Here is an 18004-nt window from a genome sequence, read left to right on the forward strand (position 1 = left end):
GCGTCAGAGACGTCCGGCCTCGATAATGCGTTTGAGGAAAGCCTGCGTGCGCTCGCCCTGCGGGTTGCCGAAAATCTGCGATGGCGGGCCTTCTTCATAGACCTTGCCGTTTTGCAGGAAACAGACCTTGTCCGCAACCTCGCGGGCAAAACCCATTTCATGCGTGGCAAGAACCATGGTCATGCCCTTTTTGGCAAGATCGCGCACGATGTCGAGCACTTCCGACACCAGTTCGGGATCGAGCGCCGAGGTGATTTCATCGAGCAGCAGCAGCGTCGGGTCCATCAGGAGCGCGCGCACAATGGCCACACGCTGCTGCTGGCCGCCTGAAAGCCTGTCTGGATATTCCTTCGCCTTGTGGTCGAGGCCAATGCGTGCGAGCAGCGCCAGACCCTTTTCCTCGGCTTCCTTCACCGGCATGCCCAGCACTTTTGTCGGCCCTAGCGTCACATTCTCCATAACCGTCATGTGCGGAAACAGATTATATCCCTGGAACACGATGCCGATCTCGCGACGCAAAATGTCGAGGTCCACGCCCGGTCCGGTCACGCGGTCGCCGTGCAGACGGATTTCGCCTTCATCGATGGTTTCGAGCCGGTTGATGCAACGCAAAAGCGTGGACTTGCCGCAGCCGGAAGGTCCTATCAGGCATACGACCTGATGTTCCTCGATGTCCAGGCTAATGCCGGACAGAACCTCCAGTGAGCCGTAACGCTTGATTGCTTTGTCGATTTCTACGAGTGCCATTATCCCGTCCCCCTTACATGCTCGAGCGCATTTTTCTGCGATCACGTTCGATCAGGCGGTCTACGAAGCGGGCCTGCGGAATGGTGATGACGATGAACAGGATGGCGACAGTGGTGACAGCCGACAGGTTGAAGTAGTTCGCGGCGATGATCTTCGACTGGTTGAAGGCGTCGATGGTGCCGATGATGGCAACCAGTGCAGTGTCTTTCTGCAGGCTGATGCAATTGTTCATCAGCGGCGGAATGATGCCGCGCACGGCGAGCGGCACGACGACATAACGCATGGTGCGCACATAGGAGAGGCCGAGCGAACGCGCGGCTGCGATTTGGCTTGGATGCACGCTTTCAATGCCTGCGCGATAGACCTCGGACGTATAGGCGCCGTAGGTCAGCGTCAGCGCAATGATCGCATAGGCGTTTGAGGACAGATCCTTTACGATCGGCAGGCCGGTCAGCGGCAGGCCGAAACCGATAAGATAAATCGTGATGATCGCCGGAAGCCCGCGAAACAGGTCGCTGTAGAAGGTTGCAAGCACGCGGATAGGCTTGCCTGCCTTGCCCGGCAGGGTGCGCGCAATGGCGACGACGAGCGCCCAGACGAGGATAAGGATGGCCGAGACGAAGAAAATGATAATGTTCGTGCCGAAGGCCTTCAGCACCGTACCTGCCGATTTAACGATCAGGCTGACATCGAAGAAGGTTCGGCTGACGGCTGCGTCATTGACGATCATGAACCATGCGCCGGCGCAGATGATGAGAACGGCCACAGCATAGGAAATCACCTGCCAGGAAAGATCGGACGCCTGTGCGCCGAGCTCGCGCCCACGGTAGATATCGGCGCTCTTTCCGGCTTCGCCCGAAATCTGCACAGCGCGCCAGGCAAACCAGAGGACAGCAAGCGGTGCCAGCAGCAGCACTATGCCGACTGCCACAACGGGCAATTCAGGCCAGCCCTGCGAGATCGTATAGCTCGAAACGCTATAGACCGTCTGGCCCGAGGCCAGAAGGGTAAGGAAGGAAAAGACAAAAGCGAACAGGGAACGACCGCCGTGGGTGCGAACCTTGTTTCGGACACGCCATTGCCGCGCGCGTTCCGCGCTTGCATCCGGTGCCGGATAAGACATGGTTTATTCTCACTGAAACAGATGGGGAAACGGTCCCGACGATCGGGAACGCCAGCCGCAAAAATCGGGTTCTGAATGCCGGTCAATCCGGGTCGCAACCGGCATCGCGATTGCGACCCGAAAACCGTCAGATCATGGCTTCCAGAGCGGAACGTCGGAAGGCGACATTCCCCAGGACGGAAGCAGATAGGCAGCTTCAAGCTTCTTCAGCGTGCCATCCTTGTTCATGTCCTCGATAAGCTGGTCGATGACCTTCTTGTTTTCCGAACCCTTCGGGTAAATGCCCGCCGTCTGGCCGCCGGACTCATACTTGCCGACAACCGCAAGCTTTCCGTTGGAGTTCTGCACCTGTCCGAGAATGATCGTGAGGTCGGTCATCACGGCATCAACCTTGCCAGCGGCAAGAGCGGTGAACATGGAAGCCGTATCGTCGAACACGTCGAGGCTTGCGACCTTCAGCGTATCCTGTGCGAAAGGAACCAGCGTCGTACCGGCCTGAGTTCCGATTTTTCCGGTCTTCATGTCGGCTTCGGTAACCGGCTTGTCGGCACGTGCAGCGACACCGTAATCGGAATTCATGTAAGGAACGGAGAAATCCACGACCTTCTTGCGCGGCTCGGTGACCGAGATTAGCGCAAGCGCGATGTCGTAATCTCTGTTCTGACCGGCAACGATGGAATCGAACGAGGCGTTGACGAGCTTTACCTTGTCAAGGCCGAGACGATGCGCAATGTTGACCGCCATGCAGAATTCATAGCCGTCCTTGATGCTGTCCGGCGTATCGCCGTTGAACTGTCCGAGCGCTGGCAGATTGATGATGACGGTAAACTGGCCTTCAACCGCCGGATTGATCTTGGCCGAGCCTTTTTCGCCGGTCAGTGGGCAATCGCCATAGCCTTCGGTCGCTGCCGATGCGGCTCCCGCACCTGCCAGCGCTGCCGCGCTGGCGAAAAGTGCCCCATAAGCCGTTTGTTTCAGTAGTCTTTTTATTGTCATTGTCCCCTCTTGCTTTCTTTTCTTGAGGTTAAGGTTGAAGTACCGGCTCCGCTCCCGTGCGAGCCATATCCATGTAAATCTCCTGCAGGCGGCGGGTGATTGGCCCCGGTTTGCCGTCGGAGATCGTGTGATCCTGAATGCCGATGATCGGCGTCACGAAGCTCGATGCGCTCGTGAGAAATGCTTCCTTGGCGGCCTTCGCCTCATCGACCGTGAACAGGCGCTCCTCGATGCGAAGGTTCTGTTCTTCCGCGATCTTGATGACGGCGCGGCGCGTGCAGCCGGGCAGGATGGCGTGCGAATTGGGCCGCGTTACCAGCACATTGTCGTTGGTGATGATGAATGCTGTCGATGAGCCGCCCTCGGTGACGAAACCGTCTTCGACCAGCCAGACTTCATGGTAGCCCTTGCTCTTGGCTTGCTTCTTCGCCAGCACCTGCGCCAGAAGCATGACGGTCTTGATGTCGCGACGCGCCCAGCGCGTGTCGGGCGCAACATCCACGCGCACGCCATTCTGGACCGATGGCGAGTTGGCGAGGTTCTTGGCCTGCGTGAACATGACGAAATTCGGCTTGATGCCGTCGGCATAGACGAAATCACGCTCTGCTTCGCCGCGCGTCACCTGCATATAGACGACGCCTTCATGCAGTTCGTTGCGTTTCATCAGCTCGATCTGTGCCGCGCGAATGACTTCGAGCGAAGCAGGCAGAGGAATTCCGAGTTCCTTGACGGAACGCTCCAGACGGGCGAGGTGAAGCTCGTTATCGACAAGGCGGCCATCAATGACAGCGCTGACTTCGTAAATTCCGTCACCAAAAAGAAAACCGCGATCGAACACCGACACCTTCGCTTCGCTCTCAGCGACGAAGGCGCCGTTCAAATAAATTACCCTGGCCAAAACACGTCCTCGGACATCTGTGTGGTTGATTGGGCCGGACGGTAAGAAAAAACCTTTGGAGCTGCCAATGCTATGTTTTGCAATCACTATGCAAAAATTGCATAAGAGCTAGGGCAGTAAGTGAGTAGGGCAGTAAGGCAGTAGGAAAAGGTCGCGTTTGGGCCGCTCCAGACATACTGCCCTATTGCCCTTTGCAAGAAAGGCCTACCCCAATGGAACTGAAATGGCTGGAAGACTTCATCGCGCTGGCGGCAACGTCGAGTTTCTCACGCGCGGCCGACACCCGTCACGTAACGCAATCCGCGTTTTCCCGCCGCATCAAGCAGCTTGAGCTCTGGCTAGGTGTGACGCTGGTCAATCGCGCCACCTTTCCCGCTGAGCTGACCCGTGAGGGACGAACCTTTTTACCTGTCGCACAGGATACCGTTCGCCAGTTCTACACTACGCGCAAGGCGCTGCAGCCAAGCCGCGAGGTTCAAAACCCGGTCCTCACATTTTCTGCGTTGCATACACTAACCGTCACATTCTTTCCGCACTGGCTGAAACAGATCGATGATGACATCGGCGGCATCCGGTCCTTGCTCAGCCCGGATCGGGGTGGCTTCGAGGACAATATCGCGACGCTGACGGAAGGCGAAGTACATTTCTTCCTGACCTATGCACATAACTCGGTGCCAATCCTCATCGACCGGACGCAGTTTCCATATATTGTGCTCGGCACCGAGCGCTTGATGCCAGTCTCGCGCCCTTCATCGACAGGACCGATTCTCGATCACGCGATTGCCAGCGGGGAACCAGTGCCATATTTGAGCTATGGCGACTTTTCCTTTTTCGGCGCGGCCTTATCCCAGAAATTTGCATCCGGCACCGCGTTCAAGCGCCATGTGGTTCACGAAAACACCATGTCGATTGGTCTCAAGGCCATGGCTCTTGCGGGCTGGGGCATGGCCTGGCTACCCGAAAGCCTCATCTATGACGAATTGCAGCGGGGCGAACTTGTGCCAGCCTCAACTGATCCCTATTGGGACTTCACCGTCGAGATCCGCATCTATCGTCATGATGCGGCACTTCCGGTACATGCCGAGAGCTTCTGGGAATATTTGCAGGCAAAAGATCGGGCAATATCCGAAAAGGGCGATTGACAGCAGCCCATCGTCGGCGCTGTAAAAGGCAGCATATACTCAGCCGGTAGCAGGGGACACATCGCGGCATGAAAGTTACCATCGAACAGACGCTCGATCAGGCAGGTACGGGCGCATTTCAACGCGGTCTTTTGGGTGTGTTCGGTCTTGTCTGGGCCGCCGATGCCATGCAGGTGCTGGCCGTTGGCTTTACCGGCGCTGCCATTGCAAAGACATTTGGGCTGACTATTCCACAGGCATTGCAAACCGGAACACTGTTCTTCCTTGGCATGCTGATCGGTGCAGCCGTATTCGGACGACTGGCCGATAAATATGGTCGCCGTCGCGTGCTTCTCATCACTGTCGCCTGCGATGCGATATTCGGACTGCTTTCGGCATTTGCGCCAAGTTTCGGCATTTTGCTCGCCCTGCGTTTCATGACGGGTGTGGCTGTCGGCGGAACTCTTCCGGTCGACTATGCGATGATGGCCGAATTCCTTCCCGCCAAAAATCGTGGCCGCTGGCTGGTCATGCTCGAAGGCTTCTGGGCCGTCGGCACCGTTATCATCGCACTTGCTGCATGGGCCACGAGCCTAGCTGGCGTAGAGGATGCGTGGCGCTATATCTTCATTGTCACAGCAGCACCGGCTCTTATCGGCATCTGGTTGCGCCTCTGGGTGCCGGAATCACCGATGCATCTATTGAAGTCGGGACGCCCGGAAGAAGCGAAATCGGTCATGAACCGCGTGCTTCGCCGTAACGGCAAACCGGAACTGCCGCCGAAGGCCCGGCTTGAAGCCCCCCTTATGGTGACAGACGAAAAGCTTCTGTCTCCAAATCTGCGCCAGCGCACGCTGACGACGCTCGCAATCTGGTTCCTCGTTTCAGTGTCCTATTACGGCATTTTCACCTGGATTCCGGCAAAGCTTGCGGGTGACGGTTTCGGTTTCGTCCGCGGCTATGGGTTCCTTGTCGTGGTCGCACTGGCCCAATTGCCGGGCTATGCGCTTGCTGCCTATGGCGTTGAGGCATGGGGACGCAAGAAAACTCTTATCACCTTCCTGTTTATCAGTGCCGCCGCCTGCGCTCTCTTTACGGTGGCCGACAGCTCTGCCGTCGTCGGTGCATCCATTCTCATCATGAGCTTTGCTTTGCTTGGCACATGGGGCGCGCTCTACGCTTTCACGCCGGAGCTCTATCCGACAGCGCTTCGCGCAAGCGGCATGGGAGCGGCAGGCGCCATGGCCCGCCTCGGCGGCCTGCTTGCGCCCTCCGCGCTGGCGCTCGTCATCAGCCAGAGCTTTTATGTTGCAGTGGCGTTATTTGCGGGACTTCTGGCGCTGGCCGGTGTTATCGCCTTCTTCATCGATGTGGAGACGCGGCAGAAGGCACTAAGCTGAATAGAATAAGCCCGAAAAGCGTTCGCATCTTCCGGGCTTATTTGATATTATTTCATTAATTTACAATGTATTCTTAATCCATTGCTTTCGGTAGGCGGTATAGGCTTCGTTGCCCGGCCTGAAAATCCGTCCATGTTTTTCCGGCACGGCTGCCCCCGCCAGCAATCCGGCACCAAGCGACGTGCCAGTTGATCCTGATACGGCTTCGACATCACGTCCCGTAAAATTTGCCAGCGCTTCAAGATAGACTGGATTTCCGGCAAACGGCCCTTCGATGATAACTGGCCCATCAGCACCCAAAAGGTAAAGGCAGGTTTCCGTCATCAGCGCCGCATAGATACAAGCGGCAACATAGCGCTCCGCATCATTGGCAGTATCGGCATTGATCCAGCGAAGATTGGAATTTGGATAGGGGCCGCAACCGGGCACGGCTGACGGCAGTGCCATAATGTGCTGCGCCAGAACCCTTGCCACGATATCGTGCAGGTCGGTGACCGGGGGGACGGCCAGTTCATCGGTCATGATGTCGAATTCACGCCCGCCCATGTAACGGGCGGATGGAACGGCACGTCCATAGGCATCGACATTGGCCAGCGTATCGCGTTCCGGGTCCAGCCCGTCGAGATTACCACCAACGGCGAAGCTCACCACCCATGTGCCCGTCGAAACCACCGAAAACGGACCTTTGCGTTCCATCAGATGTGCGAGTAACGATGCGTTGGAATCGTGAATCCCGCAATGTACCGGAACAGGTTTTTCCAGGCCGATTTCCTGTGCAATTTCCGGAAGCAGGTTGCCGAGTGCATCGAAGGCGGAGCGAAGCGGCGGGAATTTATCGCGAATATCCAGCCGGTCAACGAGGGGCGAGAGGGTGGAATCCTTCGGCAGCCATAGATCGGTGTGGCAACCAAGTGACGTCACTTCCGTGGCGGCGACGCCAGTAAGACGCCAGGCCCAATATTGCGGATAAGTGAATATGAAATGTGTGCGCGCAAAACCATCGGGAAACGTCGTCTTCAGATAATGAAGCTGCGCACCCAGATTGAGGCCGAGCGACAGGATCGGCGAGAATGTATCTTTGAAATCCGGCTTTATGTCAGCATAGGAAGCGCGGATCTCGGCTGGATATTCGAGTTCATAGTCGAGAGCCGGCATTGCCAGCGTGCCGTTTCTGGCGACCAGGGCCGCCGCTGCGCCATGCGTCGTGATCGAGATGGCATCAAAGCCTGGCTCTTGCGCAAATTCCGCGAGACTTGTCAGAAAGAAACGCCACAGAGCTTCGATGTCATAATGCGGATAGGGGCCATCGTGCAGTACCGTATTGGACATGCGGTTTGCAACGATCTCCTCGCCGCTTGCCGCATCGAGCACCACGACCTTGGCATTGGTCTTGCCGATATCGAGAATGGCAATGCGCTTCATGGCATATGAAAGACTGGCTTGAGGTCCACGGAAACCGGCGAATTGTCCGGGTTTGTTGCCATGATGTCCGCCATATGCGCCCACCATTTCTTCATCACCGGATGGTTAGGCAGGGTGGTCATGCCATGCGTGGTTGTGCGCGTCAGCACGCCGAATAGCGCATTGTTCTCTTCATCGAGATAGATCGCGTAATCCGACACGCCTGCCTCGTGTAGAAGTTCGACCATTTCGGGCCATATCTCGTCATGGCGGCGGCGATATTCCGCCTCCATGCCCGGATTGAGCTTCATGCGAAATGCATAGCGTTCGCTGGTCATGCCGCGCGCCTCCCCTTGAACTGCCGGATGAGGATCGGCAGCGAAATGGTGACGATAAGAAGCAGGCCGATGAAAATCGACATGACGATGCCCGGCACATTGAGAAGGCCAAGCCCGAAGGTCACGAGGCCCATCACGAAAGCGGCGATCACCACGCCGACAATGGTGCCCGATCCGCCAAGGATCGACACGCCGCCCAGCACGACCATGGTGACGATTTCCAATTCCCACCCTTGCGCGATGGAAGGGCGCGTGGAGCCGAGGCGCGAGGTCAGGCAGACGGCGGCGATGCCGCTCATCACGCCCGTCATCAGGAAAAGTACGAATTTGGTTTTCTCAACCGGTATCCCGGAAAAGCGCGCCGCGAATTCATTATTGCCGATGGCATAGATGCGGCGTCCGAAACTGGTGGCATGCAGCAGTACCCCGAACAGCACGGCAAACAGGACGAACAGCGCAAATTCGAAAGAGATCACCCAGAACACATAGCCCTGTCCGAAATAGGCAAAGCTTTCCGGATAGCCGCCAAAGGCCTGATCGCCGAGCACGATATAGGAAATGCCGCGGAAAAGGCTCATCGTGCCGATGGTCACGACGATGGACGGCAGTTTCAGCCCGGCAACCAGCCCGCCATTGATTGCGCCGCAGACAAGGCCGGTGCCGATGCCGATCATCACGAGACCGGGGGTGCCGACACCTGCTTGCGCCGCCGCGCCCATGGCCGTCGAGGCAAGCGCGATAATGGCTGCGACCGAAAGGTCGATTTCGCCAGAGATGATAAGCAGCGTCATCGCAAAGGCGATCAGCGCCTTTTCGGTGAAATTGAACGTGGCATCCGACAGGTTCCACGCATTGAGGAAGTAGGGCGAGGCGAAGGAATTGGCGATGAAGATCGCAATCGCGACACCAAGCAGAAGCATTTCCCAGCTTGCGAAGATGCGGGAGAATGGCGTTCCGAGCCGGTCCGGAATGTGACGGCGCTGTTCGTTATTCATGCCGCAACCTCCTCATAAGTCTTCGCGGCCTTGTCGCGCAGGATGATGCGTCCGCGCCGCTTTTCCTGCCTTGCATTGAAGATCACGGCCAAGATGATGACAGAGCCGGAAATCGCCATTTGCCAGAAGGGCGATATGTCGATGACGGGGAGGGCGTTCTTGATGACGCCGAGGAACAGGGCGCCAAGAACCGCACCGGCGACAGAACCTATCCCGCCAAGCGTCGAGATGCCGCCAATGACGCAGGCCGCAACGCTGTCAAGTTCGAACCCGGCGGCCACATCCACATAGGCGACGGCATAGCGCGACACCCAGAGATAGCCGCAAAGCCCGGCAAGCGCGCCTGACAGCACGAAGGCGAAGAAGCGCGTGCGGCCGACATCAATGCCGGTATAGACGGCGGCGGTTGGGTTGCCGCCGGAGGCATAAAGGGCGCGCCCGAAGAAGGTTCGCGTCAGCAGCACATAGACCAGCCCGACGATCAAGATCGCCGTCCAGCCGAGCAGCGGCAGGCCGAGAAAAGGTGTTCGCGGTGTGTTGAGGAACGGGGCGGTCATCTGGTGGGCGTTGACCCAAGCGCCGCCGGACAGCACAAAAGCCATGCCGCGATAGATGGTGAGCGTGCCGAGCGTAACGACAATCGCCGGAATGTTGAGCTTCCAGACCAGAATGCCGTTGATTGCACCAAGAACCGCACCGACACCGATGGCAAGCACGATCAATAGCACCAGGGGCAAGCCAGGATAGGTCGCATTCAGCATCGCCACGGCCATGCCGGTAAAAGCGAGATTGGCAGCAACCGACAGATCTATGGACTTGGTCAGGATCACCGCCATTTGTCCGAGCGCGATGATGATCAGGATCGACGTGTCGTTGAAGATGCCAGCCAGATTGCCGGCACTGGCAAAGCCCGGCGCGCGGCTTGCGAACAAGCCCACCAGAAGCGCGATGATGACGAGGAGCAAGAGTTCCCGCTGTTTCAGCAATTGTTTCATGATCTACTCCGCAGCCTGCTCGGCGTTACCGGTGGCGGCACGCACCAGCACTTCCGCGTCAAGGCTGGCGCGTTCGAAGACGCCTTCCATCAGCCCTTCGCGCATGACCATCACGCGGTCAGACATGCCGATGATTTCCGGCAGTTCCGACGAGATCATGATGATGCTGAGGCCCTCGGCGGCCAATTCGCTGATGAAGGCGTGAACCGCAGCCTTGGAGCCTATATCAATCCCCTTGGTCGGTTCGTCGAGAATGATGACCTTCGGATTGGTGGCGAGCCACTTGCCGATGACAACCTTCTGCTGGTTGCCGCCGGACAGCGTCCCGACCGGCACGGAAAGGGCGGCTGCGCGGAGGTCGAATCGCTCGGCATATTTGCGCGCCAGCGCCAGTTCTTCCGCCATACGCAGAAAGCCATTGCGCGAGGTGCGGGCAAGCGACGGCAGCGAAACATTCTGGAAGATCGGCAGTTGCAGCACCGCGCCGTGACGTCCGCGCTCTTCCGGCACATAGACAATGCCATGCGCCACCGCATCGCCGGGACGGCGGATGCTGATTTTGCGATCTTCCAGCGTCACACGGCCATGGGAAGGCTTGGTGATTCCGAAAAGCGATTGTGCGAATTCCGAGCGACCGGCGCCGACAAGCCCATAAATGCCGAGGATTTCACCCTTGCGCAGCTCAAAGGAAATGTCGCGAAATTCGGTCGGATGCGAATAGTTTTCGACCTTCAGCACCGGCTTGCCGATGGCGACATCCTGCTTGGGGAAAGCCTGATCGACGGAGCGTCCGACCATCATGCGGACGATATCGTTCTGCCGCGTGTCTGCCAGCGCTCCGTGTCCGACCGCGTGCCCGTCGCGGAAAACCGCATAATTATCGGCGATTTCATAGACTTCATCGAACTTGTGGCTGATGAACAGGATGGCCTTTCCCTGCGCCTTCAAGCGCGCCACGATGCGAAACAGATCGTCCACTTCCTTGCGTGACAGGGCTGCGGTCGGCTCATCCATGATGACGATGCGCGAATCCACGGACAAGGCGCGGGCAATCGCCACAAGATGGCGCTGCGCAATGGACAGTTCCTTTAGCTTGATGCGGGCGTCAACCGTCGTTTCCAGCGACGACAGCAAAGCCTGCGAGCGCGCATAGACCGCCTTCCAGTTGACGAAGCCGAACCGGGTGCGCGGCGCATGGCCGAGATAGATGTTTTCGCCCACCGACAATTCGTCGAAGAGCACGGTTTCCTGATGAATGGCCGTTACGCCATGATCGGTCGCATCCTGCGCGGTCGCCAGATGCACCGGCTTGCCGTCGATGAGGATTTCGCCTTCGTCGGGCTGGTAGATGCCGGTGAGGATTTTTACGAGTGTGGATTTGCCAGCGCCATTCTCTCCGATCAGCGCCGTCACCTTGCCCGGATAGAGCGCGATGTTCACATCATCGAGCGCACGCACACCCGGAAATGTCTTGGCTATGCCGCGCATTTCCAGAATGGGCTGGTCCGTGGCGCCGAGCGTCGGCTCTCCGCCGGATTGGCCGCTGGATTGAAAGGCTGCATTCATCGCAGATACCTGAAATCGATCAAACTGTTCCGGGAAGAAACAGGCGGCACGCACATCGCCTGCCGCCGTTTTTGAAGACGCATCCCGAAAACCGGTTTCCACCTTTCGGGATGCGGTTTTCCGATCAGAAGACCTTGGAGAACTGGTCGATGTTCGACGCATCGTAGACGAACGGATCGCTCATCGCGGCCTCGCCGTTTTCGCCGATCTTGATCTTGCCCATGCGCCCGGCTTCAATTTCGGAACCCGGCTTGCCATCGGTATCCCCCTTGACGAGGTGATAGGCAATCTGGGTCGCGGAATAGCCGAGATCGATCGGGTTCCAGATGGCGAATTCCTTGGTCGCGCCCGATTTGATGGCACCAGCCATTTCAGACGGCAGGCCAAGGCCCGTCACATAGACATCGCCGATCTTGCCTGCATCCTTCACAGCCTGCGAAGCGGCCAGAACGCCCACGGTGGTCGGTGCGACGATGACCTTGACGTTCGGATTCGACTTCAGGAGGCCCTGTGCTTCACGATAACTCTTGTCGGCAAGGTCGTCGCCATAGACGGTCGTGACCAGATTGAGGCCAGGAAAGTCCTTGAGCTGCTTCTTCATCTCGCCAATCCAGATATTCTGGTTGGTCGAGGTGGTGGTGGCCGACAGGATTGCGAAATCGCCCTTTCCGTCCAGCAGGTGGTCGGCGGCCAGCTTCAGGCACATCTTGCCGATCAGTTCGTTGGACGACGGGTTGAGGTGCACAATACGGCCTTCAGGTGCGACACCGGAATCCCACGAGATGACCTTGATGCCGCGCTGCGCGGCTTTTTTCAGGGCAGGGACGACCGCATCCGGATCATTTGCCGAAATGGCGATGGCGTCCACCCCCTGCGCAATCAGCGAATTGATGACTTCGATCTGGCCTTCGGCGGTCGTGGTGGTCGGGCCGGTATAGATGACCTCTACGCCGCCAAGTTCCTTCGCCGCTTCCTGCGCGCCCTTGTTGGCGGCTTCGAAGAAGCCGTTACCGAGCGACTTCGCGACGAGCGCGATCTTCATGTCGGCGGCCTGCGCATGGGCAGCCATGAAGGCGACGGCAAGTGCAGTACCGAGTGCCAGTTTCTTGAAAAGCTTCATGTCTCATTCCTCCCAGTATAAAGACATATGTTTCACGATGGCCCGGCAGAGCCGGGGTCATAATATAGTCGGCTCAGGCAACCTCGGCAGAATCCCCTTGTTCGCCGCCCTTGCCGGTATTTGCGGAAACCTGCGCCACAATGAGCCGGATACCCGCATTTTCCACCATCCGCCGCGCCTCATCGGAAATGCCATCATCGGTGATCAGCGTGCTGACCCGGTCGAGAGGACAGAGAATGAGGCTGGATCGGCGTGTGAATTTCGATGAATCGACCATCAGAACGAGTTCATCCGCCTGGCCCATCAGTTTTTGTTCGCTCTGGATGATCAGCGCATCGGATTCCATCACGCCAAGCGGGCTGACACCCTGACAGCCCATGAACATGCGCCGTCCGTAAAAATTGCGGATGACGTCATTATCGAATGGCGACAGGATCAGGCTCTGGTCGCGATAGATCGCGCCGCCGGGCACGATCACCGTGCTTTTCGACTGGCGCAACAGATGTTCGGCAATGGCGAAGGAATTGGTCAGCACCTGAAGGCGACGCGGGGCGAGATAATGCACCATCTGGAACGTCGTGGAGCCGCCATTGATGATGATGCTGTCGCCCTCATCACAAAGCGCCACAGCTTCGCGGGCGATGGCGCGCTTGCGGTCACCATTTTCGGATTCCGAAACCCTGAACGGACGCCCCGTCAGACTGCCGAACTGCGGCGGGTGGATGGCTTCTGCGCCACCGCGCACACGCTTGATGCGACCCTGCATATGCAACGATGCAATATCGCGCCGAAGGGTCGCTTCCGACGCCTCCGTCAACTCCACCAGATCCTGAATGGTGATCACCGGCTTCTCCTGAACAGCGCTCAGGATGATGCGGTGGCGCTCTCTTTCGTGCATGGCTCCTCCTGTCTTTTTGTATCGGGCATAAATGCAGCGAATGTCAATCACAAACAATCACAATAATGATTGAATATGATTGTTTGTGATTGACAGAGATTCCTTTCATACGTCATATCTGCCGCCAACAGGATCGCTTGCGCGTGGGATGGAGATACGCACGGCGATTGGCCATGACAGACTTGGCATAACAGACTTGGGAGGATGAAATGGTGGTCAGCAATCGGCTGCTCAATAATCGCTGGGACGACGCCAAGGCGGCAACGATGGATGAGCCGGAAAAGCTGCTTTACCGCTCCAATCTGCTCGGGTCAGACAAGCGCATCACCAATTACGGCGGCGGCAACACATCTGCGAAGGTCGAGGAAACCGATCCGCTGACCGGCGAAAAGGTTCAGGTTCTCTGGGTCAAGGGTTCGGGCGGTGATGTCGGCACAATCAAGCTCGATGGTTTTGCCACACTTTATCAGGACAAGCTCGATGCGCTGAAAGGCATTTATAAGGGCGTCGAGGACGAGGACCGTATGGTCGGTTTTCTGCCGCACTGCACCTTCAATCTCAACCCGCGCGCCGCTTCCATTGATACGCCGCTGCATGGATTTGTCGCTTTCAAGCATGTGGACCACATGCATCCCGATGCGATCATCGCAATCGCCGCATCCAGTAATTCCCGTGAACTGACAGCCGAGATTTTCGGCGATGAGATCGGCTGGCTGCCGTGGCGTCGTCCCGGTTTCCAGCTTGGTCTCGACCTTGAAGCCTTCGTGAAGTCAAATCCTAACGCTAAGGGTGTTGTCCTTGAAAGTCATGGGCTTTTCACCTGGGCTAATGATGCGAAGACCTGCTACGAAACCACGCTCGCCATCATCAACAAGGCCATTGAATGGCTGGACCGGAAGACGGCAGGCAAGGCCGCTTTCGGTGGTGCCGTCGTACAAAGCCTCCCAGTTTCCGAGCGCCGTTCCATTGTCGCGCGGCTGATGCCGGAAATTCGCGGGTTGATCGGCAAGGAAGAGCGCAAGCTCGGTCATTTTGACGATCAAGATGCCGTGCTGGAATTCGTGAACTCAAAGGAACTGCGCCCGCTGGCAGCCTTGGGCACGTCCTGCCCGGATCATTTCCTGCGCACCAAAATCCGCCCGCTGGTCGTTAATTTCGACCCGGCCAAGCCCGATATCAACGCGGTGGTTGCCGGGCTTGAGGGCGCGCTGGAAGCCTATCGCGCCGATTACAAGCGCTATTATGAGTCCTGCAAACACAACAATTCGCCGAAGATGCGCGACCCCAATCCGGTGATTTTCCTTATCCCCGGCATCGGCATGCTGTCCTTCGCGCGCGACAAGGCGACGGCGCGCATTGCCGGTGAGTTTTATGTCAACGCGATCAATGTGATGCGCGGTGCATCCGGCGTATCGGATTATCAGGGCCTGCCGGAACAGGAAGCCTTCGATATCGAATATTGGCTGCTTGAAGAAGCCAAGCTGCAGCGTATGCCAAAGCCGAAGAGCCTCGCGGGGCGCATTGCATTCATTACCGGCGGTGCTGGCGGCATTGGCTTTGCCACGGCGGAACGGCTGGCAGGCGAGGGCGCGTGTGTGGTTCTGGCAGATATTGATGCAGGATCGCTCAAAACCGCTCACGAAAATCTCGTCAAGCGTTTCAGCGCCGATCAGGTACGCAGCGTGGAACTGAACGTGACCGACGAAAAGGGCGTCGCGAACGCTTTTATCGAAGCAAGTGTCGAGCTTGGCGGCATCGATATTCTGGTTTCCAACGCCGGAATTGCATCATCCGCGCCGGTGGAAACCACCGAACTCTCCATGTGGAATCGCAATATCGACATTCTGGCGACCGGCTATTTCCTCGTTTCGCGCGAGGCATTCCGCTTGTTCCGCCGCCAGAAAATCGGCGGCAATGTGGTATTTGTCGCTTCCAAGAATGGTCTTGCCGCATCGCCCAATGCATCTGCCTATTGCACGGCGAAAGCTGCCGAAATCCATCTGGCGCGCTGTCTGGCGCTGGAAGGCGCAGATGCCGGTATCCGCGTTAATGTGGTCAATCCCGATGCGGTTCTGCGCGGTTCCAAGATCTGGGACGGCGAGTGGCGCGAACAGCGCGCGGCATCCTCCAGGATCGATGTTTCGGAGCTGGAAGAGCATTATCGGAAGCGGTCGTTGCTGAAGCTCAATGTTCTGCCGGAAGATATCGCAGAGGCGATCTATTTCCTCGCCAGCGACGCTTCGGCAAAATCCACCGGCAACATCATCAATGTCGATGCCGGAAACCAGCAGAGTTTTCCGCGCTGATCGTATAATCTGGACATTCTGGGAGGAACCATGTCCGAACAACGCATTGCGGCAGATTTCATCGCCGAGCATAATTCCGGTTTCGAGAATGCATTGAAGAGCGATTATCAGGCACTTGGCGAACAGCTTCTGCGCCGCGGTATCGAGATCGACAAGATTACAGACAAGGTGGCAGCCTATTTCGTCGCCGTTCCGTCATGGGGCACCGGCACGGGCGGCACCCGCTTCGGGCGCTTTCCAGGAAGGGGTGAGCCGCGCGGCATTTTCGACAAGCTCGATGATTGCGCCGTCATCAACGAATTGTCGCGCGCAACGCCGAATGTCTCGCTGCATATTCCGTGGGATAAGGCCGATCCGAAGAAGCTCAAAGCCCATGCGCAAGCGCTTGGACTTGGTTTCGACGCCATGAACTCCAATACGTTTGCCGATGCCGCGGACCAGAAACTATCCTACAAGTTCGGATCACTCACCCATGTCGATCCGGCAGTGCGGGCGCAGGCTGTCGAGCACAACATCGAATGCATTGAAATCGGAAAAGCTATAGGTTCCAAGGCCTTGACTGTATGGCTGAGCGACGGTTCCAACTTTCCCGGCCAACAGAATTTCACCCGCGCTTTTGAGCGCTATCTGGATTCGATGGGCGACATCTATAAGTCACTGCCCGACGACTGGCGCCTGTTTTCCGAACACAAGATGTATGAACCGGCCTTCTATTCGACCGTGGTTCAGGACTGGGGCACCAATTATCTCATCGCCTCGACGCTTGGGCCGAAGGCACAATGTCTGGTCGATCTCGGTCATCATGCGCCGAACACCAATATCGAAATGGTCGTCGCGCGGCTGATTCAGTTCGGAAAACTCGGCGGATTCCATTTCAACGACAGCAAATATGGCGATGACGATCTCGACGCCGGCTCCATTGATCCGTATCGATTGTTCCTTGTTTTCAATGAGTTGGTCGATGCGGAATATCGCGGCGTGGCGGACTTCCACCCGGCCCATATGATCGATCAGTCGCATAATGTGACCGATCCGCTGGAAAGCCTGACCTCATCCGCCAACGAAATCCGCCGCGCCTATGCGCAGGCGCTTCTGGTGGATCGCGAAGCGCTGGAAACCTACCAGCAGGAAAACGATGCGCTGATGGCATCCGATACGCTCAAACGCGCTTACCGGACAGATGTGGAACCGATTCTTGCGGAAGCGCGCCGCCGCACTGGCGGAGCCATCGAACCGATTGCCGCTTACAGGGCGAGCGGCTACCGCGACAAGGTTGCGAAGGAGCGTCCCGAGAGCAAAAGCGATGGCGGGGCGTTTAACTAAAAACGCCACCCGCCACAAAATTGCCGCAAAAAGAACGGCTGTTCGCCACAATTGAAAGGCGATTTCTGTCGCTTTTCCGCTCCGAAAATCGCGTTTGGCAACTGTCAGCGCGATTTTCGGAACGTTAAATTAAGGCGAAATTGCCCAAGTTTTTCATGCTCGCCTCGCTTCAATGCGAGTATGCCATGATAGAAGAGGCGGGACGGTCCACCCCACACAACCACGTCACCATGATGCAGCATATATTTCGCAATCGGGTCGGTTCGCTTCAATCCGCCAAACTGGAAAGTCGCGGGCAGACCGAGCGACACAGAAACGATCGGATTGCTGAAATCCTGTTCATCCTTGTCCTGATGTAATGATAGTTTCGCGCCCGGTTCATAACGATTGATGAGACAGGCATCGGGCGCAAAATCGGGATAGCCAGCTTCATGGGCAGCACTTTGGGCAAGCGTGCGAAACGCATCCGGCATCGCAGGCCAGGGCAGGCCGGTTTCCGGGTCGTCGGTACTGTAACGATAGCCGGTCCGGTCCGTGACCCAGCCAAATTCTCCGCAATTCGTCATCGCGACCGACATGCGATACCCGCCGGGCGTCGTCATGTGACGGAAAGGTGCGGCGGCGGAAACATCGGCCACCGCTTTCAGAACAGCGGCCTCGCTCGGAAGTGCAAAGCCGCGTAGAAGCACGGCTCCGGGTGCCAGGATTTCACGCGGCTCAGTCTGGTCGAAAAGATCTCTCATACGACCTTTCTAGCACGAGATCAGGAGCGAGCCT

General features: G+C 57.5%; 16 protein-coding genes. 4 read left to right on the plus strand and 12 right to left on the minus strand.

Features of this window, described 5'->3' with window-relative positions; genetic code table 11:
* Positions 1-3: 3 nt before the first annotated feature.
* From ACYSN1_RS08930 to ACYSN1_RS08945, 4 genes are all read right to left on the minus strand, one after another.
* Positions 4-747, minus strand: a complete 744-nt coding sequence (locus ACYSN1_RS08930; protein WP_061345302.1) for an amino acid ABC transporter ATP-binding protein — start codon at positions 745-747, stop codon at positions 4-6.
* A 13-nt stretch (positions 748-760) separates the two neighbouring features.
* The gene (locus tag ACYSN1_RS08935) at positions 761-1870 is read right to left on the minus strand and encodes an amino acid ABC transporter permease (protein ID WP_461725349.1); all 1110 of its coding nucleotides are present in this window, start codon (positions 1868-1870) and stop codon (positions 761-763) included.
* A gap of 132 nt (positions 1871-2002) precedes the next feature.
* Complete coding sequence (locus ACYSN1_RS08940; RefSeq protein ID WP_461725350.1) at positions 2003-2866, minus strand: ABC transporter substrate-binding protein; 864 nt, start codon at positions 2864-2866, stop codon at positions 2003-2005.
* A 28-nt stretch (positions 2867-2894) separates the two neighbouring features.
* Positions 2895-3764 carry a D-amino-acid transaminase gene (locus tag ACYSN1_RS08945; protein WP_461725351.1) on the minus strand — a complete coding sequence of 290 codons (870 nt, stop codon included), beginning with the start codon at positions 3762-3764 and terminating at the stop codon, positions 2895-2897.
* Positions 3765-3976: 212 nt separating this feature from the next.
* Between ACYSN1_RS08945 and ACYSN1_RS08950 the strand changes: the two genes are divergently transcribed.
* Both ACYSN1_RS08950 and ACYSN1_RS08955 read left to right on the plus strand, forming a co-directional pair.
* Positions 3977-4906: a LysR family transcriptional regulator gene (locus tag ACYSN1_RS08950; RefSeq protein ID WP_461725352.1), complete on the plus strand. Its 930-nt coding sequence runs from the start codon at positions 3977-3979 to the stop codon at positions 4904-4906.
* Between the two features lie 68 nt (positions 4907-4974).
* A complete protein-coding gene (locus ACYSN1_RS08955; RefSeq protein ID WP_461725353.1) occupies positions 4975-6285 on the plus strand; it encodes an MFS transporter in 1311 nt (436 codons plus the stop codon).
* A gap of 60 nt (positions 6286-6345) precedes the next feature.
* Here the strand turns inward: ACYSN1_RS08955 and ACYSN1_RS08960 are convergent, their stop codons facing one another.
* From ACYSN1_RS08960 to ACYSN1_RS08990, 7 genes are all read right to left on the minus strand, one after another.
* Complete coding sequence (locus ACYSN1_RS08960) at positions 6346-7707, minus strand: FGGY-family carbohydrate kinase (RefSeq protein WP_461725354.1); 1362 nt, start codon at positions 7705-7707, stop codon at positions 6346-6348.
* Complete coding sequence (rhaM, locus tag ACYSN1_RS08965; RefSeq protein WP_461725355.1) at positions 7704-8024, minus strand: L-rhamnose mutarotase; 321 nt, start codon at positions 8022-8024, stop codon at positions 7704-7706. Before rhaM ends, ACYSN1_RS08960 begins: the two co-directional genes overlap by 4 nt.
* Positions 8021-9019: an ABC transporter permease gene (locus ACYSN1_RS08970; RefSeq protein WP_461725356.1), complete on the minus strand. Its 999-nt coding sequence runs from the start codon at positions 9017-9019 to the stop codon at positions 8021-8023. The genes rhaM and ACYSN1_RS08970 overlap by 4 nt, the downstream gene beginning before the upstream one ends.
* On the minus strand, positions 9016-10014 hold the full coding sequence (locus ACYSN1_RS08975; RefSeq protein WP_461725357.1) for an ABC transporter permease: 999 nt from the start codon (positions 10012-10014) through the stop codon (positions 9016-9018). The genes ACYSN1_RS08970 and ACYSN1_RS08975 overlap by 4 nt, the downstream gene beginning before the upstream one ends.
* Before the next feature lie 3 nt (positions 10015-10017).
* Entirely contained in the window at positions 10018-11580 is a 1563-nt protein-coding gene (locus ACYSN1_RS08980) for a sugar ABC transporter ATP-binding protein (RefSeq protein ID WP_461725358.1), read from the minus strand.
* Between the two features lie 124 nt (positions 11581-11704).
* Positions 11705-12700, minus strand: a complete 996-nt coding sequence (gene rhaS / locus ACYSN1_RS08985; RefSeq protein ID WP_461725359.1) for a rhamnose ABC transporter substrate-binding protein — start codon at positions 12698-12700, stop codon at positions 11705-11707.
* A 73-nt stretch (positions 12701-12773) separates the two neighbouring features.
* Positions 12774-13598 (minus strand): DeoR/GlpR family DNA-binding transcription regulator, encoded by an 825-nt coding sequence (locus ACYSN1_RS08990; protein WP_461725360.1) that lies wholly within the window; start codon positions 13596-13598, stop codon positions 12774-12776.
* Between the two features lie 209 nt (positions 13599-13807).
* On the opposite strand from ACYSN1_RS08990, the gene ACYSN1_RS08995 reads away from it, so the two are divergent.
* Positions 13808-15904 carry a bifunctional rhamnulose-1-phosphate aldolase/short-chain dehydrogenase gene (locus tag ACYSN1_RS08995; RefSeq protein ID WP_461725361.1) on the plus strand — a complete coding sequence of 699 codons (2097 nt, stop codon included), beginning with the start codon at positions 13808-13810 and terminating at the stop codon, positions 15902-15904.
* 30 nt (positions 15905-15934) lie between these two features.
* A complete protein-coding gene (gene rhaI / locus ACYSN1_RS09000) occupies positions 15935-17227 on the plus strand; it encodes an L-rhamnose catabolism isomerase (RefSeq protein WP_461725362.1) in 1293 nt (430 codons plus the stop codon).
* 104 nt (positions 17228-17331) lie between these two features.
* On the opposite strand, the gene alkB is transcribed toward rhaI, so the two are convergent.
* Positions 17332-17970, minus strand: coding sequence for a DNA oxidative demethylase AlkB (alkB, locus tag ACYSN1_RS09005; RefSeq protein WP_461725363.1), 639 nt, complete (start codon positions 17968-17970; stop codon positions 17332-17334).
* Positions 17971-18004 lie beyond the last annotated feature (34 nt).

This window comes from Brucella sp. LJL56 (assembly GCF_054871705.1).

Coding starts and splice junctions, on each gene's coding strand:
- ACYSN1_RS08930 (WP_061345302.1), bottom strand. CDS start 747: ATGGCACTCGTAGAAATCGACAAAGCAATCAAGCGTTACGGCTCACTG.
- ACYSN1_RS08935 (WP_461725349.1), bottom strand. CDS start 1,870: ATGTCTTATCCGGCACCGGATGCAAGCGCGGAACGCGCGCGGCAATGG.
- ACYSN1_RS08940 (WP_461725350.1), bottom strand. CDS start 2,866: ATGACAATAAAAAGACTACTGAAACAAACGGCTTATGGGGCACTTTTC.
- ACYSN1_RS08950 (WP_461725352.1), top strand. CDS start 3,977: ATGGAACTGAAATGGCTGGAAGACTTCATCGCGCTGGCGGCAACGTCG.
- ACYSN1_RS08955 (WP_461725353.1), top strand. CDS start 4,975: ATGAAAGTTACCATCGAACAGACGCTCGATCAGGCAGGTACGGGCGCA.
- ACYSN1_RS08960 (WP_461725354.1), bottom strand. CDS start 7,707: ATGAAGCGCATTGCCATTCTCGATATCGGCAAGACCAATGCCAAGGTC.
- rhaM (WP_461725355.1), bottom strand. CDS start 8,024: ATGACCAGCGAACGCTATGCATTTCGCATGAAGCTCAATCCGGGCATG.
- ACYSN1_RS08970 (WP_461725356.1), bottom strand. CDS start 9,019: ATGAATAACGAACAGCGCCGTCACATTCCGGACCGGCTCGGAACGCCA.
- ACYSN1_RS08975 (WP_461725357.1), bottom strand. CDS start 10,014: ATGAAACAATTGCTGAAACAGCGGGAACTCTTGCTCCTCGTCATCATC.
- ACYSN1_RS08980 (WP_461725358.1), bottom strand. CDS start 11,580: ATGAATGCAGCCTTTCAATCCAGCGGCCAATCCGGCGGAGAGCCGACG.
- rhaS (WP_461725359.1), bottom strand. CDS start 12,700: ATGAAGCTTTTCAAGAAACTGGCACTCGGTACTGCACTTGCCGTCGCC.
- ACYSN1_RS08990 (WP_461725360.1), bottom strand. CDS start 13,598: ATGCACGAAAGAGAGCGCCACCGCATCATCCTGAGCGCTGTTCAGGAG.
- ACYSN1_RS08995 (WP_461725361.1), top strand. CDS start 13,808: ATGGTGGTCAGCAATCGGCTGCTCAATAATCGCTGGGACGACGCCAAG.
- rhaI (WP_461725362.1), top strand. CDS start 15,935: ATGTCCGAACAACGCATTGCGGCAGATTTCATCGCCGAGCATAATTCC.
- alkB (WP_461725363.1), bottom strand. CDS start 17,970: ATGAGAGATCTTTTCGACCAGACTGAGCCGCGTGAAATCCTGGCACCC.